The sequence below is a fragment of the Streptomyces sp. CC0208 genome, from assembly GCF_003443735.1.
Lineage (GTDB): Bacteria > Actinomycetota > Actinomycetes > Streptomycetales > Streptomycetaceae > Streptomyces > Streptomyces sviceus.
This window is the reverse complement of record NZ_CP031969.1, coordinates 7,779,133-7,803,409: the sequence shown is the minus strand read 5'-3', so window position 1 is coordinate 7,803,409 and position 24,277 is coordinate 7,779,133. Positions and strand designations below refer to the sequence as shown.

The window sequence follows — 24,277 nt, the reverse complement described above, 5'->3', positions numbered from 1 at the left end:
CGCGCAGAGCCGCCCAACGGCGGGCGGCGCTGCTGAAGGAGGCTGGCCAGCATGACCCGTTACGCGGCACCCGGCACCGAGGGCGCGATCGTCTCCTACCAGGCGCGCTACGACCACTTCATCGGTGGCGAGTACGTGCCGCCGGCGCGCGGTCAGTACTTCGAGAACCCGTCCCCGGTGAACGGGCAGCCCTTCACCGAGGTCGCGCGGGGCACCGCGGAGGACGTGGAGCGGGCGCTGGACGCCGCGCACGCCGCCGCCCCGGGCTGGGGCCGGACCTCGGTGACCGAACGCTCCGACATCCTCCTCAAGATCGCCGACCGCATGGAGGCGAACCTGGAGCAGCTGGCCGTCGCGGAGAGCTGGGAGAACGGCAAACCGGTGCGCGAGACGCTGGCGGCCGACATCCCCCTGGCCATCGACCACTTCCGGTACTTCGCGGGGGCGATCCGCGCGCAGGAGGGTTCACTCGGCGAGCTCGACGACGACACGGTGGCCTACCACTTCCATGAGCCGCTCGGTGTCGTCGCGCAGATCATCCCGTGGAACTTCCCGATCCTGATGGCGGTGTGGAAGCTGGCCCCGGCCCTCGCGGCGGGCAACGCGGTCGTCATCAAGCCCGCCGAGCAGACCCCGGCCTCGATCCACTACTGGATGAGCCTGATCGCGGATCTGCTGCCGCCGGGCGTGGTGAACATCGTCAACGGCTTCGGGGTGGAGGCGGGAAAGCCGCTCGCGTCCAGCCCGCGGGTCGCCAAGGTGGCGTTCACCGGTGAGACCACCACGGGGCGGCTGATCATGCAGTACGCCTCGGAGAACATCAAGCCGGTCACCCTCGAACTCGGCGGCAAGTCGCCGAACATCTTCTTCGACGACGTCTGGGCGCGGGACGACGACTTCCGTGACAAGGCGCTCGAAGGGTTCACGATGTTCGCCCTCAACCAGGGCGAGGTCTGCACCTGCCCGTCCCGGGCTCTGATCCAGCGCGGCAACTACGCCGAGTTCCTCCAGGCGGCCGTCGCCCGCACCGAGCTGATCAAGCCGGGCCATCCCCTCGACACCGACACGATGATCGGCGCGCAGGCCTCCAACGACCAGCTGGAGAAGATCCTCTCCTACCTGGACGTCGGCCGACAGGAGGGCGCGAAGGTCCTCACGGGCGGTGAACGCATCGATTACGACGGCGAGTTGAAGGGCGGCTACTACGTCCAGCCGACGATCTTCGAGGGCGACAACCGCATGCGGATCTTCCAGGAGGAGATCTTCGGCCCCGTGGTCTCGGTGACCTCCTTCGACGACTTCGACGACGCCCTGAAGATCGCCAACGACACGCTGTACGGCCTCGGGGCGGGCGTGTGGACGCGGGACATGAACACCGCGTACCGGGCAGGGCGGGCGATCCAGGCGGGCCGCGTCTGGACCAACTGCTACCACGCGTACCCGGCGCACGCCGCGTTCGGCGGGTACAAGCAGTCGGGGATCGGGCGGGAGACGCACAAGATGATGCTGGAGCACTACCAGCAGACGAAGAATCTGCTCGTTTCCTACAGCCCGAAGAAGCTTGGGTTCTTCTAGAGCCTGAAGTCGGTTGCCTGGAGGCATAGTTGCGCGCGGCTCCCGTGCCGTTGGGGAAGGGCTGGAAGTCTCACCCCACAGGCACAGGAGCCGCCGTCGGCCTGCCGGCCGACCGCGCGGCGTCGGTCCCCGCCGACCGTGCCTACGGGCGAGCCGGTCCGCGGTTCGGGAGCCCGTGTTCCGCACAGCGCCGGAAATGGGTCATGAAATGCCCAAAATATCGCAAGGTGGGATAATTTACGTAACTCGGGAACACCGTCACCGGTGTCCCCCACTGACCGTGAAAAGGCGGATCCGACCATGTCGAAGAAACCACGTTCGTCCGAGCCACCGCACGGAAAGGGCCCCAGCCGTCACCAGGGCACCGGACAGCACGGCTGGTCACCCGACGTGGACGAGACGCGCCAGCAGGACAACCCGAGCGCCGAACGCTCCTTCCGTGCCGAGCATGCCGGCAAGCCCGGTCCGGGCCGGACGAAGTCCGCCGAGGAGACGAAGTCCGTCCCCGGTGACACGGTCAAGAGCCCGAACGCGAGCGGCGAGGAGTACGGCGACGCGGACGAGAAGGGCAGGCGCGACACCGGACCCAAGGGCCGCTCCCAGCGCCCCAGCGGCACGAAGGACGCTGCCGCCAAGACCGGCGTGGACCCCCAGGATCCGTCGTCCGGGCGCTGACCGGATCACCCCTCCGATCGGGGCCCGGACGGCAGGCTCCTCGTCGAGCGACACCCCTGTCAGCAGATCCGCGGAAGTTGCTCCCCGATCGGCAGATCGACCACCCGCGTCCCTCCCAGGCCGGTCCGCGCGACGACCATGCCGGGATGCTCCTCCACGGCCTCGCCGATGATCACGGAGTCCGCGCCCAGAGGATGGGCGCGCATCGCCCCGAGGACGGCGTCGGCGTGCTCGCGCGGAACGAAGGCCACCAGCTTGCCCTCGTTGGCGATGTACATGGGGTCCAGTCCGAGGATGGCGCAGGCGTTGGCCACGGCCGGCGGGACCGGGACATCGCGTTCCCGGATGACCACTCCAGTCCCGGAGGCCTGCGCGATCTCGTTGAGCGAGGCTGCGAGGCCGCCCCGGGTCGGATCGCGCAGGACGTGCAGATCAGAGGTGACGGCGAGCATGGCGTCGACCAGACCGCCGAGCGCCGCGCAGTCGCTCTTGATCTCCACTCCGAATTCCAGTCCCTCGCGCACGCTCATGACCGCCACCCCGTGGACGCCGATGGCGCCGCTGACGATCACGACGTCGCCTGGGACGACCCGTTCAGGGCGCAGATCGACGCCCGCCGGGACGAGACCGATGCCCGCGGTGTTGATGTAGATCCCGTCACCGTGACCGGCCTCCACCACCTTGGTGTCCCCGGTGGCCACCTCCACACCGGCGGTGCGCGCTGCCGCCCCCAGAGCCTCGGACACCCGGGAGACAACATCCAGCTCGACGCCCTCCTCCAGGATGAACCCGCAGGAGAGATAGGCGGCGCGGGCGCCGCTCATCGCGAGATCGTTGACGGTGCCGTTGACCGCCAGGTCTCCGATGCTGCCGCCGGGGAAGAACAGCGGCCGCACCACGTAGGAGTCCGTCGAGAACGCCAGCCGGGCACCGCCCAGGGAGAGGACGGCGGCGTCACCCATCTGGGCGAGCACCTCGCCCCCGAAAGCGGGAGCGAAGATCTGCTGGACCAGTTCGGCGGAGAGCACTCCGCCGCCGCCATGGCCCATGACGACCCGCGGCCGGTCCCGCAGGGGCGCCGGACACGTCCACGCCTCGACGTCCAGGGCGGGGACGGGGAGATCGGTGGTGTCAGACAACGGGGGTCGCCTCCTGGGCCTTGGTGGCGGGCATGTCCAGCCGCCGGTAGAGGTAGTACGCGGCGCAGGCTCCCTCGCTGGAGACCATGGTGGCCCCCAACGGCGTACGAGGCGTGCACAGCGTGCCGAAGGCCTCGCACTCGTGCGGCTTGAGCAGTCCCTGCAGGACCTCTCCGCTGCGGCACTCGGCCGGCTCCTGGGTGCGGATGCCCTCGACGGAGAAGCGGTGCTCGGCGTCGTAGGCGCGGTATTTCGGTGCCAGCCGCCAGCCGCTCTGCGGGATCACGCCAATGCCGCGCCAGGCGCGGTCGGTGACCTCGAAGACGTCCTCCAGCATGGCCCGGGCGGCCGGGTTGCCCTCCGCGCGAACGGCACGGGCGTAGGCGTTGTCGACGGTGTGCTCACCGCGTTCCAGCTGCTGAACGGTACGGCGCACGCCTTCGAGGATGTCCAGCGGCTCGAAGCCCGTCACGACGATCGGCACCCGGAAGCGCTCCGCCAGCTCCGGGTACTCCCCCATGCCCATCACGCTGCACACATGGCCGGCCGCGAGGAAGCCCTGCACCCGGCAGCTCGGCGAGGACATGATGGCCTCGATGGCGGGCGGTACGCGGACGTGGGACACCAGCATGCTGAAGTTCGGGATGCCGAGCTTCCGGGCCTGATGGACCGTCATGGCGTTGGGGGGTGCCGTCGTCTCGAAGCCGATGCCGAAGAACACCACCTCGCGGTCCGGGTTCTGCTGGGCGATCCGCAGCGCGTCGAGCGGTGAGTAGACAACGCGCACGTCACCGCCCTCTCCGCGGACCTGGAACAGGTCCCGTCCGGTGCCCGGCACGCGCAGCATGTCACCGAAGGAACAGAAGATCACCTCCGGTCGGGAGGCGATCTCCAGTGCCTTGTCGATGACCTCCAGCGGAGTCACGCACACCGGACAGCCGGGTCCGTGGATCAACTCGACCTTCTCTGGCAGGAGTTGGTCGATGCCGTGGCGGATGATGCTGTGCGTCTGCCCTCCGCACACCTCCATCAGGGCCCACGGCCTGGTCACCGTGGCGTGAATGTCGTCGAGGAGCCGGCGTGCCAGCTCCGGGTCCTGGAACTCGTCGATGTACTTCACTTGTTGCCCACCTCTTCCACCGGTTCCGAGCCCGCCGCCTCCGCCGCCGTTTCCCAGGGGTCGCCGAACTCCTCCTGCAACAGGCCGAGTTCGGCGAAGAGTTCGAGCGTCTGCCGCGCCGACTCCTCGTCCAGCCGTTGCAGGGCGAACCCGACGTGGACGATGGCGTACTCGCCGACCTGGAGGTCGGGCAGATACTCCAGGCACACCTCCTTGACCACGCCGCCGAAGTCGACGGTGGCCATCCGGGTACCGTCCCGTTCCTCGATGTCCAGCACTCTGCCGGGTACCGCCAGGCACATGAGCCTCTCCTCGCTGTGGGTCGCGCGTTTACTCAGTCGGTGGGAGTGGCGCGGGCGGCCACCATCAGTTGGCCCAGGGCCAGGCCACCGTCGTTGGGCGGCACCATGTGGTGCCGCAGGACCGTGAAGCCGTCCTCGCGCAGGGTGGCGGCACAGGCCGAGGAGAGCAGCGTGTTGGCGAACACGCCTCCCGTCAGGGCGACCGTGTCCAGCCCGTGCCGCTCTCGCGCCCGCGCGCACATCCGGTGCACCAGGCCGGTCACACCCCGGTGGAAGCGCGCGGCGACCAGGGCCGGCTCGACACCCCCGCGCAGGTCGCCGACGATCGCCGCGAGTACGGGTGCCGGATCGGCCCGTACGGCGCCGTCCCGGTTCTCCTCCGACGCGTGCAGCGCGAAGGCGTACGCGGTGGTGTCGTCGGCGGGTGCGCGCAGAGCCGCCCCCTCCAGTTCGACGGCGGCCTGTGCCTCGTATCCGGCCAGGTGGCACACCCCGGCGAGAGAGGACACCGCGTCGAAGAGGCGGCCCATGCTGGACGTGGGGACACAGTTCAGGTCGCGCTCCAACTGCCTTTCCAGGAGATGGAGTTCGTCGGCAGGGCAGGCGGTCGTACAGGCGAGGTCGTCGGACCAGTCGATCCCGGCCGCCCTCAGATGGGCCAGCGCCATGCGGTACGGCCGACGCACCGCGGCGTCACCACCGGGCAAGGGAACATACGCGAGATGTCCGAACCGGGTGAAGCGGTCGTAGTCCGCGAGCAGGAACTCCCCGCCCCACACGGCGCCGTCGTCGCCGTGGCCGGTGCCGTCGAAGGCGACGCCGATCACCGGCCGGGTGCCGTCCAGTCCGTGCTCGGCCATGGCGGCGGCGATGTGCGCGTGATGGTGCTGCACGCGTACGACGGGGCGGTGCGCCGCGTTCCGGTCGGCCCATCCGGCGGAGCGGTAGCCGGGATGCCGGTCGGAGACCAGGGCCTCGGGCCGCACTCCCGTGATGGACTCCAACTGTGCCACCGCGCGCTCGAAGACCCGCTGTGTGCCTACGTCGTCCATGTCGCCGATGTGCGCCGACAGCCAGGCCTGACGGCCCGCCCCGAGACAGAAGGCGTTCTTCAGGTCTCCGCCGACGGCGAGGGCCGGCCGCACGGGCAGCGGGAGGGAGACCGGCAGCGGGGCGTAGCCGCGCGAGCGGCGGATCACCAACGGCTCCCCGTCGCAGACGCGGACCACGGAGTCGTCGCACGGGACGTGGATCGGCCGGTCGTGCGTGAGCCAGGCGTCGGCCAGGTGCGCGAGTCGCTCCAGCGCCTCGTTGTCGTCGGTGACGATGGGCTCACCGGACAGGTTGCCACTGGTCATGACGAGCAGCCTGGGGCCGTCGGGGTCGCCGGGCAGACCGAGCAGCAGATGGTGCACGGGCGTGTAGGGCAGCATCACGCCGAGGTCGGGGCTGCGGGGTGCCACGGCCTCAGCGGGCCGGAGGTCCCCGGGGGCGTACGACGGGTGCGGACGCCGCCGCAGCAGGACGACCGGCCTGGCCCGGCCTTCGAGGAGGCTCCGTTCTGCCGGGCTCAGCCGGACGAGGTGACGGACGTCGTCCGCGGTCCTGGCCATGACGGCGAACGGCTTGTCCCCGCGCGCCTTGCGCCGACGCAGGAGGGCGACCGCCTCCTGGTTCGAGGCATCGCAGGCCAGGTGGTAGCCGCCCAGGCCCTTCACGGCGAGGATCGCTCCCCGCTTCAGCAGCGCGCGGGCCTCGGTGACCGGGTCCGCCCCCTCGACATCGCCGATCCTTGCCTCCTGGGCGAGGACCAGCTTCAGACGAGGCCCGCAGGCCGGGCAGGCGACCGGCTGCGCGTGGAACCGGCGGTCGGCCGGATCCTCGTACTCCCGGGCGCAGTCGGCGCACATCGCGAACCCGGCCATGGTGGTGTTCGCCCGGTCGTACGGCACACCGGTGACGATCGTGAAGCGCGGGCCGCAGTGGGTGCAGTTGACGAACGGGTGCCGGTAGCGCCGGTCCGCCGGGGCGGCCAACTCGGCGAGGCAGTCGGGGCAGGTGGCGGAATCCGGGGAGACCAGGGTGCGGGCCGGTCCGCCGGTGCGCGAGGTGCGGATGGTGAACGCGGTGCCGCCGACGGGAGGCATCTCCCGGTGGTGGACGGACTCCACGCGGGCCAGCGGCGGTGCCTGGGCGGCGATCAGGTCGCAGAACCGGGCCACGGCCGAGGCGCTGCCCTCGACCTCCGCGACGACGCCCTCCGGGGTGTTGGTCACGTGCCCGGCCAGGGCGAGTTCGGTGGCAAGGCCGTAGAGGTAGGGCCTGAAGCCCACGCCCTGTACCACTCCCCGGACGGTGACCCGGCGCCGTCGTGGGGTGTTCTCGGCGACGGCGGTCGGAGCCTGCGGACCGCTCACGGGTGGGTGTGGGCCATGGTGCCGGTGGCCTCCGGGTGCGTGTGCGGGTGTGTGTGGTGATGAGGCTGCCGGGTCATGACCGGTGAGTGGACAGGTGTGCCGTCCATGGCGGCCAGCGCCCGGTCGAGCAGCGAGCCGACTCCCTGCCCCCGGCGTGCCGACGTCAGGATCACCTCCACTCCGGGATTGACCTGCTGCACATTCGCGCGGAACGCCGCCTCGTCGAACTCGACGGCCTCCGCGATGTCGGTCTTGGTGACGACGACCAGGTGGGCGAGGCCGAAGGCGGTGGGGTACTTGAGTGGCTTGTCCTCGCCCTCCGTCACGGAGGCGAGGGTGACCCTCAAGGTCTCCCCCAGGTCGTAGGAGGCCGGGCAGACCAGGTTGCCGACGTTCTCCACGAACAGCAGCCGGGTGTCGTCGGGCAGCCACCCGTCCAGGTGCCCGGCGAGCATCCCCGCCTCCAGATGGCACAGTCCGTCGGTGAGTACCTGCTTGACGGGGACCCCCGAACGCGCCAGCCGGGCCGCGTCGTTCTCGGTGGCCAGATCGGCGCTCAGCGCCGCGACGGGAACGGCCCGCTCCCGTGCCCGCAGCAGTTCGCGCTCCAGCAGCGCGGTCTTGCCGCTGCCCGGACTGGACAGCAGGTTGACGAGCGCGATGCCTCGAGCCGCGAGGTGCGCGCGCAGTTCGTGGGCGCTCGCGTCGTTCTTCGCGAGTACGGCCTGCCGCAGGTCGACGACACGACACATGGTTCAGCGCTCCTCGGAGATCGGTTCGCGGGTGGGCGTGTGCGCGGGGCCGAGGCCGTCCTCCCAGTGCACGTCGACGATCTGCAGTTCCCGGCCCGCGAGCAGGTCGGTCTGCGTACCGCCGCACGCGGGGCAGGTCAGCCGGGGCGGCATGCCGACGGCCCATTCGTGTGCGCAGGGGGTGCAGCGGGCCCGCCCCGGCACCGCCTCGGTGATCAGTTCGGCGCCTTCCAGCAGGGTTCCGGCGCAGGCCAGTTCGAAGGAGAAGGCGAGTGCGTCGGGTACGACGCCGGCCAGTTCGCCCACCTGGAGCCGTACCGATCGCACCGCCGTGACGTCCTTGGCCCGGGCGGCGGCCTCTTCCACCTGGTTGACGACGGCCAGCGCGATGGACATCTCGTGCATGGGTCCGAGTCCTTCCGCAGCCTGACTCCCGCCGGGCTTCATTAGAGGCGGGTGCCTCCTGGTCGCACGGCCCGGCACGCCGTCACCGGCCGACAGATACGCCGTTCGACGCAATGGCTCGGCACACCGGTGGCTCCCACGGTTCACATCCGTCGGATCCGCAGGTAGCGCCGGACGTCGGGAAGCACCTCGGCGACGACAGCGACCAGGGCGGCGAGGGCCGCTCCACCGAAGATCATCTTCTTCATCCCGTCTCTCCTCATGTCGAGATCCCATCGGCCGTGGCCCGCGGCGCGGACTCTCCCGGCTCCCCGTGCAGCAGCTCTTCGATCAGCCGGACGGCCTCCGGTACGGCATCGGACACCGGTGGGCTGAGACCGATGCCCTCGTCCACCGAGGCCGGTTCGCATCCCACGACCAGGACGCGGCGTGGTGGCTCGCCGCCGGTCCCGGCGCACAGGGTGCCCAGCAGCGCCAGGACGGTGTCGGGGGTCATCCGGTGGCCGTCCAGCGCGGGGGCGGCGGGTGAAGGGCTCCCTCCGCCGATGTCGTGCTCGATCACGTACAGCGTGCCGGGGGCTTCGCCGCGTGCCGTGGCGTCCACGAGAACGAGGGTGTCGTAGCCGTCCAGCAGCTGATAGGCGAGGTGCACCCCGCGCACCCCGATGTCCACTACCTCGATGTGTCCGGGCAGGTCGCGGTCGGCGAGCCGGCGGACGGTCTCCACGCCGAAGCCGTCGTCCCCGAGGAAGACGTTGCCGATGCCCGCCACGAGCGTCCTTGGACCAGGCGGTGGGGGAAGGTTCATACGTCGTCCTCCAGCGGTGTGACCTCGTCGGGCTGGAAGTACAGGAACCGTCCCTGCTCGCGGCGGACGTCGGCGCCCGGGTCGCCCTCGACGGTGACCGCCAGGTGCACCCCGCCGTCCACGTCGTGCAGCACCGCTTCGACCTTCGCGGTGCGGCCCCGCAGGAAGATGTCCTGCGCGTCGGTGCGCCGCGCCCCGGGACGCAACTCGACGCGGCTGCCCTGGCCCACCGACCGGCCGTCCACGACCACCCGGTCCTGCGCCGGGTCGAAGCCCGCGTCGCTCGCGGGGTCCCACCAGGGGGTGTCCGGCCGCATCACCCCGTGTTCGTCGGGGAAGCCGCCGTCCGGGGCGGCGGGGCCGGGACCGGTCACCTCGCGCAGGCTCCGCACCGCCCCGTGCAGCCGCTCCAGGACCTCGGCCGGCATCGAGTCCGCCAGTTCGATCACGGCGGCCGCCCGCTCGTCCGTACCCCGGGCCTCGCGTTTCTCCTCGTCGGTGAGGGCCGCGGTGCGCAGCGCGAGGATCTCGTCGATCTCCAGGGCGTCGTAGAGCGCGCCGGGGCTCTCCGGCGCGATGGCCGGATGGTCCTCCAGGATGATCGGCGAGGACAGCACGAGGTCGGCGCGGCCGGGTTCGCCGGCGAGCACGGGCCAGGTGTGCAGGTTGCGGCAGGCGGCGACCGCGCCCTTCGCCCACTCGGGGGGATCGGTCATCGACAGGAACGATCCGGCGCTGAGGGCCATGAGGAGGTGGCTCGCCACCAGGGAGTGCGGCAGCGCCGCCTCCCGGTCCGCGCCGCGGCCTTCGGCGGGTGTCCATTCGCTGGTGTTCTCGACTACGGCGGTCAGCCGCAACACCCGGTAGGGGCCGTCGAGTTCGCGGGCGGACAGCCGGACCCTCCCGCTGATCTCCTCGCAGCGCCGGACCAGCTGGCCGACGACGCGTCCGGCCTCGTCCAGGACCGGCTCGGTGTCCTCGCGGGCGGGGAGCCGGAAGGGGTACGTGACGCCGTCGCCGAGGAGTTCGTCGACCGACGCGACCACCTCGACGCGCTCCTGGCCTCCCTCGTCCCAGGGCACCAACACCCGGTCGTCGAGGCGGAGTTCGGGAACCGTGTCGTAGCCGCCGTCCGGGCGGACCTGCTGCACCGTGCGCCGTCGGGCATGCAGGAAGCGCACCTCGACCGAGAGGGTCGCCCCCGCCTTCGGTTCCATCAGGCATTCGGTGTGCTGGAAGTCGTGTTCCTCGCACTCGGCGCCCCAGCCGGGCGGCACGAGCACGCCGAACTGCCAGCGCAGCCGGTTCTTGGCCGCCGAGGCGCGGTACGGGTAGAGCACATAGCCCTCGAAGAGGACGGCGTCGGCCACCTGCCGGGCGAGAGCGAGGCGCTCCTCGGTCTCGGGGGCGAACGCGGTCACGGTCACGGATCGGTCCTTCCGGTGGTGGCGGTGAGGGCGCGCAGCGGGTCGTGCGCGGGCGGATCGGCCCCCTCCTCCAGCAGCGCCGCGACGGTCGCCTCCCAGGAGGGCAGGGCGTGCCGGGAGCGGTAGGCGAGGAGGGCGTCCATGGTGTCGCGGGGCAGCCGGATCCAGCCGCAGCCGGGGAAGTGCTGCTCGACCATCTCCCGCCAGGCGGTGACGGGCATCCGGAAGGCCGCCTCGCGGTCCCACGGGACGGGCTCCACCTGGAAGCCGCCGTCTCCGGTGAACGCCGTACCGGAGAAGAGCATCAGCAGGGGGACCTCGCCGTCGGTGAGGGCGGTGAGGTAGCGGGTGGCGGCGATGTCCATGTCGTAGGTGCAGGGCACGACGAGGTCGGTCTCGATCTCTCCGGTGAAGCTCGGGACCATGACCGCGACCTGGGCGAACTGCACCGGCTGGAGCGTGCTGCCCCAGCGCGAGCGCTCGCCGAAGAGGTCCGCGAGACCGTCGGCCTCGGCGGGCTCGTAGCCGCGGCGGGCGGGTTCGATGCGGATCTGGCAGCGCAACGCGAGGGCGTGCACGCGCGCGTTGTCGCCGGCGGTGACGCGCAGCCGGAAGACGAGGGTCGGTCCGGCGGCGTACTGGTCGGCGCGGACGCCGGTGCAGGCGAAGGAGAACGCGGTCACGGGTGACCCACCTCGCCCAGGGGCCGGACGCGTCGCGCGACGTCCGCGAAGAACGCGTCCAGCGCGGCGCGGGCCTCGGCTCCGCCGTCGAAGCCCTGCCACAACAGGCGCATACGGCCGACGAGTTCGTAGCAGATGTCGATCGGTACGAGGTGGCACTCGAAGCGGCCGTCGGTGCGGCGCAGCAGCAGTGCCTCCACGTCGGGTTCGAGCAGTTCGGCGAGGCGGCTGCCGCCGAGGACGTCCGTCCAGGTGGCCGGTTCGAGTTCGCTCTCGGTGGCTCCGGCCGGGCTCGGGTAGAGGGCGACCAGCCGGTCGAGCGCCGCGTTGCGGAAGAGGAAGGCGACGCCGACCGGGATCTGCAGCGCCTCCCACGCGGTCTCGTCGAGGCGGTGTCCGGGGTCGGTGAGGTAGCGGGCCGGGACCGTACGGAAGCGGCCGGCGGCGGCGCCCGGCTGCTCCATCAGCAGCGCGCACGGAGGGCAGGCGCAGACGAGGGCGCGTTTCTCGGTGTCGACGAGATGACGGTGGCCCGCCTCCACCGCCACGGCGCACAGCTCACACCGTTCGGGCTGCGGAGGCCTCTCGGTGAGGAACCTCCGCAGGCCGGGCGGGCGCGTCGCCGGGGACGCCGTCATCGGGCCCCCGTCGGTGCGGTGCCGATCTGGAGGAGCGTCGGCCCCGCGGGGGCGGTCTGTACGTCGACCGCTCTGACCTCCGGTGCGAAGCAGGCGAGCGCTGCCTCCGCGGCCTCCCGGGCATCCGTGCCGGAGCCGCAACCGCAGCCGCCGGCCTCCCGGGCCCGCACGGTCAGGGTGCCGCTCTCCTCGTCGAAGCCGACCACCTCCAGGGGGTGGTCCCGGACCCCGTCGAGGGCGCGGGTGATGCGGGTGTCGCGGTCCTCGGGGTGCAGGTCGTGCAGGACGAGCAGGCTCGCGACCAGGTCGTCGCCCAGGAGGCGTGCGGCTGCCTCGCCGGGAGCGCCGGACAGCAGGTGGAGGATGCGGGCGAGGCCGGCACCGTAGAAGTCCATGAGGGACCGGACGAGTTCCTCCGCCGCCGCGGCGGCGGCCGGGTCGCCGCTCTCGGCCAGCCTGTCGAGGATTTCCTCGACCCGGCGCCCGGTCTGCTCCGTGGAGCTGACCGCGCTCATCCGCCCAGTCCGCTCAGGCCGGTGGGCACGTGCATCGACTTCACCGTCTTGCCGCCGCCGACGTACATGTGGACGCCACAGGGCAGACAGGGGTCGAAGCTGCGGACGGCGCGCATGATGTCGATGCCCTTGAAGTTCTCCGGGGTGTTCTCCTCGAAGATGGGCGTGTTCTGCACGGCGTCCTCGTACGGGCCGGGCGTGCCGTAGGTGTCCCGGACGCTGGCGTTCCAGGGGGTCGGCGGGTACGGGTGGTAGTTGGCGATCTTGCCGTCCCGGATCACCATGTGGTGGGAGAGGACACCGCGGACCGCCTCGGTGAAGCCGACACCGATGCTCTCCTCCGGAACCTCGAACTTCTCCCAGGTCTGGGTGCGTCCGGCGCGGACCTCCGCCAGTCCCTTCTCCGCGAAGTGCAGGGCGACGGCGGCGGCGTACGCCTGGAAGTACGTGCGGGCGCGGTTGCGCTCCAGCGCGTTGGACCACTTCGGGATCTTCCACTCGAAGGTGGTCTCCGGCTTGGTCATGGTGCGGGGCAGGTTGATGACCACGCTCTGGCCGGTGGCCTTGACGTACCCGATGTCGACGAGACCGGACAGGGCGGTCGACCACAGGCGGGCGATGGGGCCGCCACCGGTGTCCAGGGCGAGGTGGTCCTTGCCGTCGAACCAGCGCGGGGACATGACCCAGCTGTACTTGTCGTCGAAGTTCCGCTTCTGCGGGGTGGGGATGGTGTGCTGGTTCCACGGGTGGCGCGGGTCCACCGGGTTGCCGAGTGGGTCATGGGTGACGAACTGCTCCTGGCCCTGCCAGTCCTCGTAGTAGGAGCTGCCCAGCAGGATGCGGACGCCGAGGTTGATCTCGGTGAGGTCGTTGGTGACGAGCTTGCCGTCCACGATGATGCCGGGGGTGACGAACATACGCCGGCCCCAGTCGGTCATGTTGGCGTAGGTGAAGTCGCAGTACTCGGGGTCGTTGAGCGCGCCCCAGCAGCCGAGCAGGACACGTCGGCGGCCCACTTCCTCGTACCCGGGCAGCGCCTCGTAGAAGAAGTCGAACAGGTCGTCGTGGAGGGGCACGACGCGCTTCATGAACTCCACGTAGCGCATCAGCCGGCTGAGGTAGTCCGTGAAGAGCTGCACGGAGGCGATGGTTCCGACGCCGCCCGGGTAGAGCGTGGAGGGGTGCACATGGCGTCCCTCCATCAGGCAGAACATCTCGCGCGTGTAGCGGCTCACCTGGAGCGCCTCGCGGTAGAACTCGCCCTCCAGGGGGTTCAGCGAGCGCATGATGTCGGCGATCGTGCGGTAGCCGTGCTCCGCGGCGTGCGGGGCCTCGGTGCGCTCGGCGAGTTCGAGGACGCCGGGGTTGGTCTCCTTGACCATCTTCTCGCAGTAGTCGACCCCGACCAGGTTCTCCTGGAAGATGTTGTGGTCGAACATGTACTCCGCGGACTCGCCGAGGTTGATGATCCACTCGCCGAGGTGCGGGGGCTTCACGCCGTACGCCATGTTCTGCGCGTACACCGAGCAGGTGGCGTGGTTGTCACCGCAGATGCCGCAGATGCGGCTGGTGATGAAGTGGGCGTCGCGGGGGTCCTTGCCGCGCATGAAGACGCTGTAGCCGCGGAAGACCGACGACGTGCTGTAGCACTCCGCGACCCGCTTCTGCTTGAAGTCGATCTTCGTGTGGATGCCCAGGCTGCCCACGATCCGGGTGATCGGGTCCCAGGCCATCTCCACCAGGCCGCTGCCGTCGCCGGCCGCCTTCGTCGTCGGTGCCATCTGTGTGCCGTGCCCTTCGTTGCGCGGGAGGTTCAGGTGGGGGGTGCATGCACGAGAACGGGGAGCGGATCATCTGCGGCGGACGCTCACCACGGGGGTCGGTATCCGGTGGTGATCCTGTCTCCGGTACGGCGCCACTTGGGCTCCTTGTCCACCGTCTTTGCGGTGATCGACCGCAGCTTGCGGACCACGGCGCCGTACGCTCCGCTGGCGTTGCTCGACACCTTGGCGCCGGGGGGTTCATCCATGAACGGCATGAACTTGTCGGGGAAGCCCGGCATGGTGCAGGCGATGCAGATGCCACCGACGTTGGGGCAGCCGCCGATCCCGTTCATCCAGCCGCGCTTGGGCACGTTGCACTTGACGACCGGGCCCCAGCAGCCGAGCTTGACCAGGCACGTCGGCGAGTCGTAGGACAGGGCGAACTGGCCCTGCTCGTAGTAACCCGCGCGGTCGCAGCCCTCGTGCACGGTGGCCCCGAACAGCCAGGTCGGGCGCAGCTTGTCGTCCAGCGGGATCATCGGGGCGGCGCCGGTCGCCTGGTAGAGCAGGTAGGTGAGGGTCTCGGAGAAGTTGTCGGGCTGGATCGGACAGCCGGGGACACACACGATGGGGATGCCCGCGTGCGACTTCCAGTCCCAGCCGAGGTAGTCGGGCACGCCCATCGCGCCGGTCGGGTTGCCCGCCATGGCGTGGATGCCGCCGTAGGTGGCGCAGGTGCCGATGGCGACGACCGCCAGTGCCTTCGGGGCGAGCCGGTCGATCCACTCGCTGGTGGTGATCGGCTGGCCGGTCTCCGGGTTGTCGCCGAAGCCGCACCAATAGCCCTCGGGCTTGATCGCCTCGTTGGGGATGGAGCCCTCGACGACCAGGACGAACGGGTCGATCTCGCCCCGCTCCCCCTTGAAGAACCACTCGATGAACGTGTCCGAGCCGCCGACCGGACCGCACTCGAAGTCGATGAGCGGCCAGTGGACGGCGATCTTCGGAAGGCCCGGCAGCACACCGAGCACGATCTCCTCGATGCTGGGCTGCATGGCCGCCGTCAACGCGACCGAGTCGCCGTCGCAGCTCAGGCCCGCGTTGATCCAGAGAATGTGGATCGTAGGTGCCTCGTCGGCGGGCGCGCCGCTCGCGTCCGCAGCGCCGACCGTGTCCGGCGTCGCCTCAGTCATGGGACCGCCTCCTGGGGAGGTAAGGGATGAAAGCCCAGATTTCGACCATCGCTTTTCTTCGTATCAGCCGTTCGTCCGTGACGCGACGGCATGCAGGGCCATTCCGGTGACATCCGCGGCGGAGGGGGTCGGACCGGTTTGCGCAACCTGGGCGGGGCCGAGGTGCGGCGGGGTGCACGCCGGCCGCTCCTTGTGGACGAAGGAACGACGCAGCGAGTGGTACGGGGCGTCCGGGTCGTCGAAGGTCCGGCACATGCGGGCCAGCTCCAGCTCACGGAAGCCGGCCAGCGGTGTCACGCTCTCCAGCCGGTCCAGCTCCGTCTTCTTCGCGGTGATCCGTGCCGCCGTGGCCGGCAGTGACGCCAGACGGGCCGCCAGGCCGCCGACCTCCCCCGCGAACGCGTCCGGACCGCAGTCGACCACCCGGTCGACGAGACCGAGGCGCAGGGCGGCCGCCGAGCTCACCGGGAGAGCCTCACGCATGAGTCGTTCCGCCGTCGCGGGACCCACCCTGCGGGGCAGGGTGTGCGTCCAGTACTCCGAGCCGTACAGGCCCATGAGGCGGTAGTGAGGGTTCAGCACGGCGCCCGAGCGGCACCACACCTCGTCGGCCGCCAGGGCGAGCATCACCCCGCCCGCCGCGGCGTTGCCCGCGACCGCCGCGACCACCAGTCGGTCGGTCGTCGTCAGGACCGCCTCGACCAGATCGTCGATGGCGTTGATGTTCGCCCAGGACTCGGCAGCGGGGTCGTCCGCGGCCTCGATGACGTTGAGATGGATCCCGTTGGAGAAGAAGTCCCGTTCGCCGCCCAGCACCAGTACGGACGTGGGCCGCTCGCACGCCTCCCGGTAGGCGTCCAGCAGACGTCGGCACTGCTCCGTGCTCATGGCGCCGCCGGGGAAGGAGAACAAGAGGAACCCGACGTTCCCCTCCTCCCGGTAGCGGATGTCCGTCCAGGTACGGTGCCGTACCTCGGGCAGCAGGGGCAGGGCATGATCGGGCAGGGGCGGCAGCAGGTCGCCCAGTGCCCGCACGGCAGGCAGTTTGTACGTGGGCGGCTGCCCGGACACGCGCCGGGGCCGCAGCTCGGGGATCCACACGGCGCCGTCCTTGGTGGCCCGGCACACCGCCCCGGCCCTGGTGGCCAGCAGCTCGCCCGGGCGGCCGCGCAACACGCTCTCGGGATGACCGCCGTGCAGATACCACTCACGGCCGAGCAGGACGTCCAGCACACCGGGCTGGGAGTCCGCCGCTCTCAGCTTGCGCAGGACGTCGTGCGTGGAGTCCTCGGCCCAGTCGATGCGCCGGACGCTCTGGTCGAGGTAGGGGCGGGGGCGCAGACGGGCGTCGGCCGTGCGTGCCGCGTCCTGCTTGCGTGGGACGTGGGTCCCCTCGGCGAAGCGCTCCACCGCCAGCAGGACCGCCTCCAGCGCGGCGTCGGCGATCTCACCCCGGTACAGCTCGCTCTTGGGAACGGGAGGGACCCTGCACGGCACGCAGGCCCACACGTCACCGGCGTCCATCTCCGCGTCGGCCTGCAGGACGGTGACGCCCCACTGGTCGACGCCCTCGTGGATCGCCCAGTCCAGGGAGGAGGGTCCACGGTCGCCCACGGGCCCCGGATGGACGATGAGGCAGGTGTGCGCTGTCCACACCTCCTCGGGAATCGCCGTCTTCAGCATCGGCGCCACGATGAGCTGCGGTGCGTGCCGCCGCACGGTTTCGGGCAATGGGCTGCCAGGAAGGGCGAGTTCCACCGCCACGGTGTGGCCACGGTCGCGCAGTTCGGCGAAGACACGCTGGGTGAGGCTGTTGAACGCACTGGCCAGGAGCAGGATGTGCACCGCTGCCTCCGAGACGGACGTACGGCAGGCAGGGATGCCCGCCGGACGCGATCCTCGGGCAAGGCGGCCTGTCGTTCCCGACGACAGGCGGGGGGATCATCCGAAAGCGGGCGCCGATCCGCCGTCCGGCCTCACTGGCAGGCCACGACCGACGGCGCCACTGATGATCACATGCGTCGCAGGCCGCTGGTGATGCGCTCCCACCGGGAGCGGGTGGCACCGAAGTGGGTCTCGTGTGCCCAGATGTGGGTGCAGGACCGGCACTGCAGGTGAAGCAGACTGCCGACGTGGGAAAGCAGGTAGCGCCAGTGCTCGGAACAGGTGCGCCCCTGCTCGCAGGTGGCGCACCCGCGATGATCGTCGCAGTTCGGGCAGGCCACCCAGGCGCGCCGCCCGATGTCCGCCTGCGGGTCAAGCGGCAGCATCGCCGCCCCCTCTCCGCGGCAGCACGCCGGCCGAGACCAGCTCGTCGTACACGCGCTGTTGCTCCGCGCTGAGGCCGGAATACAGCAGCTCGTACGCCGCTTCCTCACCGCGCAGCACGGCGACGGGGTCCCAGTCCGGGCCGAGAGCGTCCACGACATGAGCGCGCCGGAGCAGTTCATGCGAGCTCAGGTCGACATCGAGGTCGACCGTCGGGAGCGGGTCGGTTCGGTCCGTCGCGGGTCTGCTTTCCGCGGCGGTTTCGTCCGGTTCGCCCGGAAGGGCGCGGCCATGGGAGGACATGCGACCGAACGTAGGCAAGCGCTTCTCGCCCCGGCAAGAGCAGGTGGGAGAAGTCACAGCAGACCCGCGCATGGACACCCCCGGGAAGAGGACCGATGTGGAGGTCGGCCCGATCTGCGGCGGGCCATCTCCGTTGAGCAGATGCTGCAGCCCAGCAGGGTCGCGACGGACTCCAACTCCGCAGCCCAGAACTCGACTTCAGTAATCCCCTCCACGACCGGCCAACGTGAAGAAGCAGCTCAGGACCCGATCGCTAGCACGTTTTGCCAGCCGATGCGGTAAATGCGAGGATTGAAGTGATAAGCGAGTCATCAGGAGAAACAGGTGACATCAGGGCAAGGTGACGTGCCCGAGAAGGAGTTCGTCGAGGCTCTGGTTGAGCTACAGGCCGAGGCTACGGTGCATGACCTGGTCTCGTGGTGCTCCCGTCATGGCATCGACGTGGTGCCCATGACCGCCGGGGCACTGGTCACCGGGTCGAGCGGGAAGTTCTGCGAGGCGTTCGGCATCGCGCCGCTCGAGCACCGTTCACGTCCGCAGACGCTGCCCGTACCACTGGCACTCGCGAACATCGCGAGGTCCGTCACCGTACTGCCGATTCCCATGCCCGGAGCCCGCGACGGGGGTTCGTGACCGGCTGCCGTGGCTCGTGCGTCCGGGCCTCCCCTTCTGGAGGACAAATGACGAACCCCACAACGCCCCAGTACGGACAGGACGTTCCGGAAACCGTGTACGGCTATGTCTCCGCCCGCTCGCAGGGCGGGGTGCCGGCGACCCAGGCAACCGCCTTCTCCTCGGCCAGGCCGTTCCGTGCCGAGGGTGACGCCCTGGAGCGCGCCAAGGAGTACGCACGGACAGCGGGGCTGACCGTGACTGCCGAGAGCCGGCTGGGCTTCACCGTCGCCGGTACGCCGGCCGCGTACGAACAGCTCACCAGCGGGCGGATCGCCAGCTACGAGGTGCAGCAGCTGGGGCCCATGAACCGGGAGCGTTCCGTCACGCACCTCGACATCGTCGGCGACCGGCAACCGGCCGCCCTCGGCGTCGGCGCCGCACCTGGCGAGGACGCCATTGAGGCGGTGGCCCTGGAGCGTCCGCGCACGCCCATGCGTCTCCTCCCGGCCGACGCCAGGCCACCGGACGTCGACGCGTTCCACCTCACGCTCCCGGACGACATCGCCAGGCTGCTCAACGCGACCCCGGCACATGAGGCGGGGCACACCGGTCGCGGTGTGCGGGTCGCCATGGTCGACACGGGGCAGGCCGAGCACGCCTTCTTCACCGCCCACGACTACGACGTCGCCCCGCCCGTCGCGCTCGTCCCCGGCACCAGCCCCGCAGAGGATCCGATCGGGCACGGCACCGGGGAATCGGCGAACATCTTCGCCGTGGCTCCGGGCGCGCGACTGCGCCCGTACCGCGCGAGCAACCACCGGGGCGACCTCACGGCCGCCACGGCCGGCTTCCTGCGTGCCAAGGCAGACCACCCGCAAGTTCTCACCAACTCGTGGGGCGGAGACGGGGACTTCCCTCCGCTCGGAGACCCGAGTCAGGCCGACGTGATCTTCGCGCTGGAGATCCTGGACGCGGTGGAGCAAGGCATCGTCGTCGTCTTCTCCGCGGGCAACGGCCAGTTCGCCATCGAACCCCAGGTGCCCGGAGTGATCGCCGCAGGCGGAGTGTTCGCAGCGCAGGACGGCCGACTGCGCGCATCGAACTACGCGAGCGGATACGTCAGCCCCTGGATCGACGGCGTCCGCGTGCCGACCGTGTGCGGTCTGGTCGGCCTGCTCCCCCGGGCCCAGTACCTGATGCTGCCGGTGCCGCCCGGATGCGCGATCGACGTCGACGAGAGCCGGCCAGGCCCAGGCGACCCGACCAGGGACCCGGGCGACACCACAGGTCCAAGGGACGGCTGGGCGATGTTCTCGGGCACGTCGGCCGCGGCACCGCAGATCGCGGGAGCGGTGGCCGTACTCCTCGGAGCCCAGCCGGGGATGACCCCCGCCCAGGTGACCAAGGCGCTCACCACGACCGCCACCGACGTCACGACCGGCACCAATCACCCGCGGTTCGGCAATCGCGCCCACATCGGCATCGACACAGCCACCGGACCCGGGCTGGTCAACGTGAGCGCCGCGCTGGACCTCATCCTCACCCAGAACCCCTGAGCCTCGGTTCTGCGGGGCGTGGCCCGGATCCCGGCCTCGGACGACGACGGCGACCTGATCACCGGCCTCGACGATTAGCGGAACTGTGGAGCGGCCGGCCAGCAGGGCTGTTGGCGGGCGTGCGCTGCCTGTCGGATCCAAGCGGGAGGTTCGTCCTGGCCGCGCTCGCGGCGGTGCGGTACAGGCCGACGTCCTCAGCGGCGTGATGCGGCACCCTCGACCTCGTCCCGCGCGGGCGCCCTGTGGCTCGATCCGGTGCCGCTGCCCGAGCTGCGGTGTCCGCCTACGCCGGGTTCACGTCGGCGTACAGCACATGATGGTCCGAGACCTGGTTCGGATGCACACGGTGTCTGGCGGGGACGTAGCCGCGGAGGAAGACGTAGTCGAACTTGCTCTGCCAGTCGGTGGTCGGCTCGCAGGTGGTGGCGGCGCCGGGACGGCAGTGGGGGTCCGCGTCCGTGGCCAGTCTCCACATCTTGGTGAGTTCGTAGGCGTCCGGCACGGCGTTGAAGTCTCCGATGACGATCGCGCGGTCGTGCCGGGCGACCTCTTTGGCGAGGACGCCGACCTGGTCCGCCCGGACCGCCTCCTGACGCCGTTCGGCGAGGTGGGTGTTGAAGACCCGGACCGGGCGGCCGCCCACCGTGGTGGTGACCTCCATGTATCCGCGGTCCTCGGAGCCGCCGTCGGGATACTCCTCGGTGACGACGTCGGTCATCGGGGCCGCCGAGAGGATCGCCTCGCCGTAGCCGCCCGGGTTCCAGGGCGCTCCCCCGCACCGGCCCCAGCTCTGGAGAACCGCCCCGTACTCGACGTGGTAGACGAGTCCGTGGAGGTTCTCCAGATAGTCCCGGATCTTCTCGACGTCACCCACGCACGCTTCCTGGAGGCCGATGACCTGCGGGGCGAACGTGGCGATCTCCGCCGCCCGGTCGTCGTTGCCCGTCTTGCAGGGGTTGCAGAGGTTCCAGGTCATGACGCGGTTCGGTACGACGTCCCTGACGGGTTTGGCGGGCACGGATCGGGCGTCCAGGGCACCGCTCGGCGCGCTGGGGCCGGAGAGCACCATCCAGGCCACGACCAGGGCACCCACGAGCAACCACGTGCCCTTTCCGAGCACCACTGCCTCCTCGACGTGGATCCGCAGGGCAACTGACGTCTACCTGAACGATGTTAGGGGACCGGGCTCACTCCTCGTCGCGCAGCCGGGCCGCCAGGGAGATCAGGGGCTCGGTCTCCTCGGTGTGGCCCACGGCTGTCAGGTGGGAGACCGCGGCGTCGAGGCGGGTGAGAGCGGGGGCGGGGCGTTCCAGGTAGAGGCCCTCCACGGCGCCCGCGAGGCGCACGCACTCCGCCCACTCACCGGCCCGGTCGTCCTCCGGTCCCGGCTCGCCGAGCAGGGCCAGGGCCTTCTCCAGGGCGGCCAGGGCCTCCTCGTACGCGCCGGCGTAGGCGCTCACCCGCCCGTGTTCGTAGGCCAGGGCACTGTCCAGGGAGCGGCCGCGGGGCTCGTATCCGGCGGCGCGGGCCTCGTCGGCGATCCGGGCTGCGTCGGCGAGGAAGGCGCGGGCATCGGCCAGGCCCTCGGCGCCCTCCTGCTGGGCCTGGAGGCGGGCGAGTTCGCGCAGGCAGTTGCTGAGCAGTTCGTAGCGCGGGTCCCGGGCGTGGGCGGCGATCGCCTGGTCGGCCGCCTCGCGGGCCGGGCCGAACTCGCCGGACTCACCGAGGAGTACGGCCGTCTCCGCGGCGATCATGGCGTGGCTGCCCGGGTCGTCGTCCCAGCCGGCCGACTCGGCCGCGAGTGCGGCGAACTCGGCCGTGGCGGCCTTGACGTCCTCCCCCGCGCGCAGGGCGCGGGCGCGGGTCAGGCGCAGTTGGGCGGTGAGCCGGTCGTCCAGCTCTCCGGCGGCGACGTCCGGTTCGGCCAGCAGGGAGTCGAGCAGGGCGATGCAGTCCTCGACGCGGTCCAGGTCGAGGCTGAGCTGGGCCGCGTTGCTGTAGGTGCAGAAGGCGTCGATCCGGTTGCCGCGGCGCAGGTCCGTCTCCGCCGAGCGCGTCAGGTGCCGCAGGGCCTCGCCGGGGCGGCCCAGGTGCATGCAGGCCTCGGCGAGATCGCCGTGGAGGCGGGTGATGTCGATCGTGTCGGCCGGCCAGTCGGCGGCCCGTCGCAGCGCTTCGGTGAGGTCCGTGTGCGCGGCCTCGGGGTCCCGGAGGGCGAGCTGGAGCCGGCCGCGCAGTCCGAGGGTGCGGGGCACGTGCCAGGCGGGGCCGTGCGCCTTCAGCCGGTCGAGGAGGGCGTCGATCTCCGTGACGGCGGCGGGCAGGTCACCGGAGAGGGCGTGGGTGCTGGCCCGCAGCATCAGGGCGCCGGAGATCTGCCCGGCGAGGTCGTGCCGGGTGGCGAAGGCGTGCAGCAGGTCGGTCTCGGCGAAGACCGGCGCGACGTGCTCCGTGCTTCCCGTCGTCTGCAGACGCAGGCCGAGCGCGGTCGCCCGCAACCGCAGCAGGCGGGCCTCCAGGTAGGGAGGGAGGCCGGTCGTCTCCTCGTGCAGGCGGACCACGGACGCGTGGGCGGCGGTCAGCGCGGCCGCCTTCGTCTCGGCTCGGTCCGTGTCCTCGCCGGGGATCTGGGCGGCGGCGAGCAGGGCGCGGGCGCGGGCGACCGCCGCGTGACCGGGCTCCGAGGCGTCGTCGTAGAGAGCCGCGGCCTCCTCGTCGAGCGCGGCGGCTTCGGCGAAGTCGTCCTTGTTGGCCGCAGAGGTCGCTTCGTCGGCCAGCAGGTCCGCGCGCAGCCGGACCAGGGGGCCCACGGCCGGGTTGTCGGGGTGGGTGTAGTCGCGGGCGGCGACGAGGGTGCGCAGGCGCGCGAAGCAGGTCTGGGCCTCCGGGTGCCCCTCCTCCTCCCACTTCCGTGCCTGGATGATGAGTTCGGGCAGGGAGTCGGGGACTGCGGCGGTCGTACGGGAGACGGGCGCGGTGACCGGGGCGGCCGGGGCCACGTCGTCGAGGCTGCGGGGGCGCAGGGTCAGTTCCAGCGCGTCGAGGAGGGGGGCCCGGTCGAGGCGGGTCCTGCGGCGGTCGGTGTGGGTCGAGGTTCCGTTGCGGGCGTCGAAGCGGGCGGCGAGGTCGTCGGCGCGGCCCCGCACCTCCGCGCGCAGGCCGGACACCGTCCAGGTGCGGCCCGCGTATCCGGCGGCCGGCAGTTCGCCGTGCCCGAGGTGCTCGACGCGCTGGAGGAGGACCTCGACACCGGTGAGGAAGTCGAGCTGGTCCAACGGCGAGTCGACCTCGTCGAACAGGTTCCGGTTCTCGGCGAGCAGCTCCAGGCCGCGCGCCTCGTTGCCGGTCAGCGCGCAGAACTCCAGGTGCCGGCCGACCTCCCCGGACATCGAGGGGTTGCGGCGGCAGCCGCGGTAGCCGACGAGGTGCAGTTCGCGGGCCCGGTCGGCGGCGCCGGTGCGCAGCAGGGGCAGCAGCGCGTACGAGAGGGAGCGGGCCGGCTCCTCCTGGCAGGACTCCTTCCCGTTCAGGACGGGCTCCCAGGTGCGCAGGGCCCGCTGGTCGTCGCCCGCCGCGAGGTGGAACAGGGCGCGCTCGCAGATCTCGCAGGCCTCGCAGTCGCTGAGCCGGGTGCGGGTGCGGCCCGCCCACAACTCGTAGGCGAGGGTGGTGTCCTCGCCCACGTGGGCGGCGAGCTGGTACGCCTGTCCGTAGTAGGGCTGGAGGCCGAGGCCGGCCTTCTCGTAGCGGTCGCGCATCTCCGTCAGCCACTGGCGGAGGCTGGCCAGCGGTATCTCGGGCAGCTGACGCAGGGCGTGGCCCACCCACTTGAACCGCCAGAACACCATGTGGCGCAGGCGCTCGTCGAAGACGTCGGGCTGCTCGTCGAAGAGGGTGAGCAGCCGGGCGAAGACGACGGGCGACTTCCGGGGCTCGGAACCGTAGGTGTACGCCTCCTGGAGTTCGAGGAGCGCGTGGACGAGCGGGACGGGCTCCTCGAACTGCTCGGCGACGTCGACGAGTTCCTCGGCGGTGACGGTGCGGGTACGGCCGTAGGGACGCTGGTCATTGTCCTGGAGCGCCTGGTACAGCTCGTCGGTGGTCTGGATCGCGGTGGGCATCG

22 protein-coding genes are annotated in these 24,277 nt (G+C 71.0%); 4 read left to right on the top strand and 18 right to left on the bottom strand.

Annotation, left to right across the window (positions count from 1 at the left end; translation table 11 throughout):
* Nucleotides 1–51 precede the first annotated feature (51 nt).
* Together adh and D1369_RS35875 are read left to right on the top strand one after the other, a co-directional pair.
* Entirely contained in the window at nucleotides 52–1,575 is a 1,524-nt protein-coding gene (gene adh / locus D1369_RS35880) for an aldehyde dehydrogenase (protein WP_007380320.1), read from the top strand.
* A 300-nt stretch (nucleotides 1,576–1,875) separates the two neighbouring features.
* Nucleotides 1,876–2,250, top strand: coding sequence for a hypothetical protein (locus D1369_RS35875; protein ID WP_037899112.1), 375 nt, complete (start codon nucleotides 1,876–1,878; stop codon nucleotides 2,248–2,250).
* 59 nt (nucleotides 2,251–2,309) lie between these two features.
* Here the strand turns inward: D1369_RS35875 and hypE are convergent, their stop codons facing one another.
* The 16 genes from hypE to D1369_RS35795 all read right to left on the bottom strand — a co-directional run bounded on the left by hypE (nucleotide 2,310) and on the right by D1369_RS35795 (nucleotide 17,983).
* Nucleotides 2,310–3,389 carry a hydrogenase expression/formation protein HypE gene (hypE, locus tag D1369_RS35870; protein WP_007380322.1) on the bottom strand — a complete coding sequence of 360 codons (1,080 nt, stop codon included), beginning with the start codon at nucleotides 3,387–3,389 and terminating at the stop codon, nucleotides 2,310–2,312.
* Nucleotides 3,382–4,509, bottom strand: coding sequence for a hydrogenase formation protein HypD (gene hypD, locus D1369_RS35865; protein WP_007380323.1), 1,128 nt, complete (start codon nucleotides 4,507–4,509; stop codon nucleotides 3,382–3,384). The genes hypE and hypD overlap by 8 nt, the downstream gene beginning before the upstream one ends.
* Nucleotides 4,506–4,811, bottom strand: a complete 306-nt coding sequence (locus tag D1369_RS35860; protein ID WP_007380324.1) for a HypC/HybG/HupF family hydrogenase formation chaperone — start codon at nucleotides 4,809–4,811, stop codon at nucleotides 4,506–4,508. The genes hypD and D1369_RS35860 overlap by 4 nt, the downstream gene beginning before the upstream one ends.
* A 32-nt stretch (nucleotides 4,812–4,843) precedes the next feature.
* Complete coding sequence (gene hypF, locus D1369_RS35855; RefSeq protein WP_007380325.1) at nucleotides 4,844–7,228, bottom strand: carbamoyltransferase HypF; 2,385 nt, start codon at nucleotides 7,226–7,228, stop codon at nucleotides 4,844–4,846.
* Nucleotides 7,225–7,980 carry a hydrogenase nickel incorporation protein HypB gene (gene hypB, locus D1369_RS35850; protein WP_007380326.1) on the bottom strand — a complete coding sequence of 252 codons (756 nt, stop codon included), beginning with the start codon at nucleotides 7,978–7,980 and terminating at the stop codon, nucleotides 7,225–7,227. The genes hypF and hypB overlap by 4 nt, the downstream gene beginning before the upstream one ends.
* Nucleotides 7,981–7,983: 3 nt before the next feature.
* Nucleotides 7,984–8,385 carry a hydrogenase maturation nickel metallochaperone HypA gene (gene hypA, locus D1369_RS35845; protein WP_007380327.1) on the bottom strand — a complete coding sequence of 134 codons (402 nt, stop codon included), beginning with the start codon at nucleotides 8,383–8,385 and terminating at the stop codon, nucleotides 7,984–7,986.
* Nucleotides 8,386–8,644: 259 nt separating this feature from the next.
* On the bottom strand, nucleotides 8,645–9,193 hold the full coding sequence (locus D1369_RS35840; RefSeq protein WP_118082834.1) for a hydrogenase maturation protease: 549 nt from the start codon (nucleotides 9,191–9,193) through the stop codon (nucleotides 8,645–8,647).
* Nucleotides 9,190–10,620, bottom strand: a complete 1,431-nt coding sequence (locus D1369_RS35835; RefSeq protein ID WP_037899115.1) for a hypothetical protein — start codon at nucleotides 10,618–10,620, stop codon at nucleotides 9,190–9,192. The genes D1369_RS35840 and D1369_RS35835 overlap by 4 nt, the downstream gene beginning before the upstream one ends.
* A complete protein-coding gene (locus tag D1369_RS35830; protein ID WP_007380329.1) occupies nucleotides 10,617–11,303 on the bottom strand; it encodes a DUF6084 family protein in 687 nt (228 codons plus the stop codon). Before D1369_RS35830 ends, D1369_RS35835 begins: the two co-directional genes overlap by 4 nt.
* Nucleotides 11,300–11,941, bottom strand: a complete 642-nt coding sequence (locus tag D1369_RS35825; protein ID WP_007380330.1) for a DUF5947 family protein — start codon at nucleotides 11,939–11,941, stop codon at nucleotides 11,300–11,302. The genes D1369_RS35830 and D1369_RS35825 overlap by 4 nt, the downstream gene beginning before the upstream one ends.
* Nucleotides 11,938–12,456 (bottom strand): hypothetical protein, encoded by a 519-nt coding sequence (locus tag D1369_RS35820; RefSeq protein ID WP_037899117.1) that lies wholly within the window; start codon nucleotides 12,454–12,456, stop codon nucleotides 11,938–11,940. The genes D1369_RS35825 and D1369_RS35820 overlap by 4 nt, the downstream gene beginning before the upstream one ends.
* Complete coding sequence (locus D1369_RS35815; protein WP_007380332.1) at nucleotides 12,453–14,237, bottom strand: nickel-dependent hydrogenase large subunit; 1,785 nt, start codon at nucleotides 14,235–14,237, stop codon at nucleotides 12,453–12,455. The genes D1369_RS35820 and D1369_RS35815 overlap by 4 nt, the downstream gene beginning before the upstream one ends.
* A gap of 86 nt (nucleotides 14,238–14,323) precedes the next feature.
* The gene (locus D1369_RS35810) at nucleotides 14,324–15,412 is read right to left on the bottom strand and encodes a hydrogenase expression protein HypE (RefSeq protein WP_007380333.1); all 1,089 of its coding nucleotides are present in this window, start codon (nucleotides 15,410–15,412) and stop codon (nucleotides 14,324–14,326) included.
* Between the two features lie 63 nt (nucleotides 15,413–15,475).
* On the bottom strand, nucleotides 15,476–17,257 hold the full coding sequence (locus D1369_RS35805) for an enoyl-CoA hydratase-related protein (protein WP_007380334.1): 1,782 nt from the start codon (nucleotides 17,255–17,257) through the stop codon (nucleotides 15,476–15,478).
* A 167-nt stretch (nucleotides 17,258–17,424) separates the two neighbouring features.
* On the bottom strand, nucleotides 17,425–17,682 hold the full coding sequence (locus D1369_RS35800; RefSeq protein WP_007380335.1) for a hypothetical protein: 258 nt from the start codon (nucleotides 17,680–17,682) through the stop codon (nucleotides 17,425–17,427).
* Nucleotides 17,669–17,983, bottom strand: coding sequence for a DUF6400 family protein (locus D1369_RS35795; protein WP_007380336.1), 315 nt, complete (start codon nucleotides 17,981–17,983; stop codon nucleotides 17,669–17,671). The genes D1369_RS35800 and D1369_RS35795 overlap by 14 nt, the downstream gene beginning before the upstream one ends.
* 345 nt (nucleotides 17,984–18,328) lie before the next feature.
* Between D1369_RS35795 and D1369_RS35790 the strand changes: the two genes are divergently transcribed.
* Nucleotides 18,329–18,616 carry a hypothetical protein gene (locus tag D1369_RS35790; RefSeq protein ID WP_106433474.1) on the top strand — a complete coding sequence of 96 codons (288 nt, stop codon included), beginning with the start codon at nucleotides 18,329–18,331 and terminating at the stop codon, nucleotides 18,614–18,616.
* Nucleotides 18,617–18,663: 47 nt separating this feature from the next.
* Entirely contained in the window at nucleotides 18,664–20,154 is a 1,491-nt protein-coding gene (locus D1369_RS35785) for a S8 family serine peptidase (RefSeq protein ID WP_106433475.1), read from the top strand.
* 283 nt (nucleotides 20,155–20,437) lie between these two features.
* Here D1369_RS35785 and D1369_RS35780 read toward each other — a convergent pair whose 3' ends face one another.
* Nucleotides 20,438–21,277, bottom strand: a complete 840-nt coding sequence (locus D1369_RS35780; protein WP_007380338.1) for an endonuclease/exonuclease/phosphatase family protein — start codon at nucleotides 21,275–21,277, stop codon at nucleotides 20,438–20,440.
* Nucleotides 21,278–21,341: 64 nt separating this feature from the next.
* Complete coding sequence (locus D1369_RS35775; RefSeq protein ID WP_118082833.1) at nucleotides 21,342–24,275, bottom strand: hypothetical protein; 2,934 nt, start codon at nucleotides 24,273–24,275, stop codon at nucleotides 21,342–21,344.
* Between the last annotated feature and the right edge of the window lie 2 nt (nucleotides 24,276–24,277).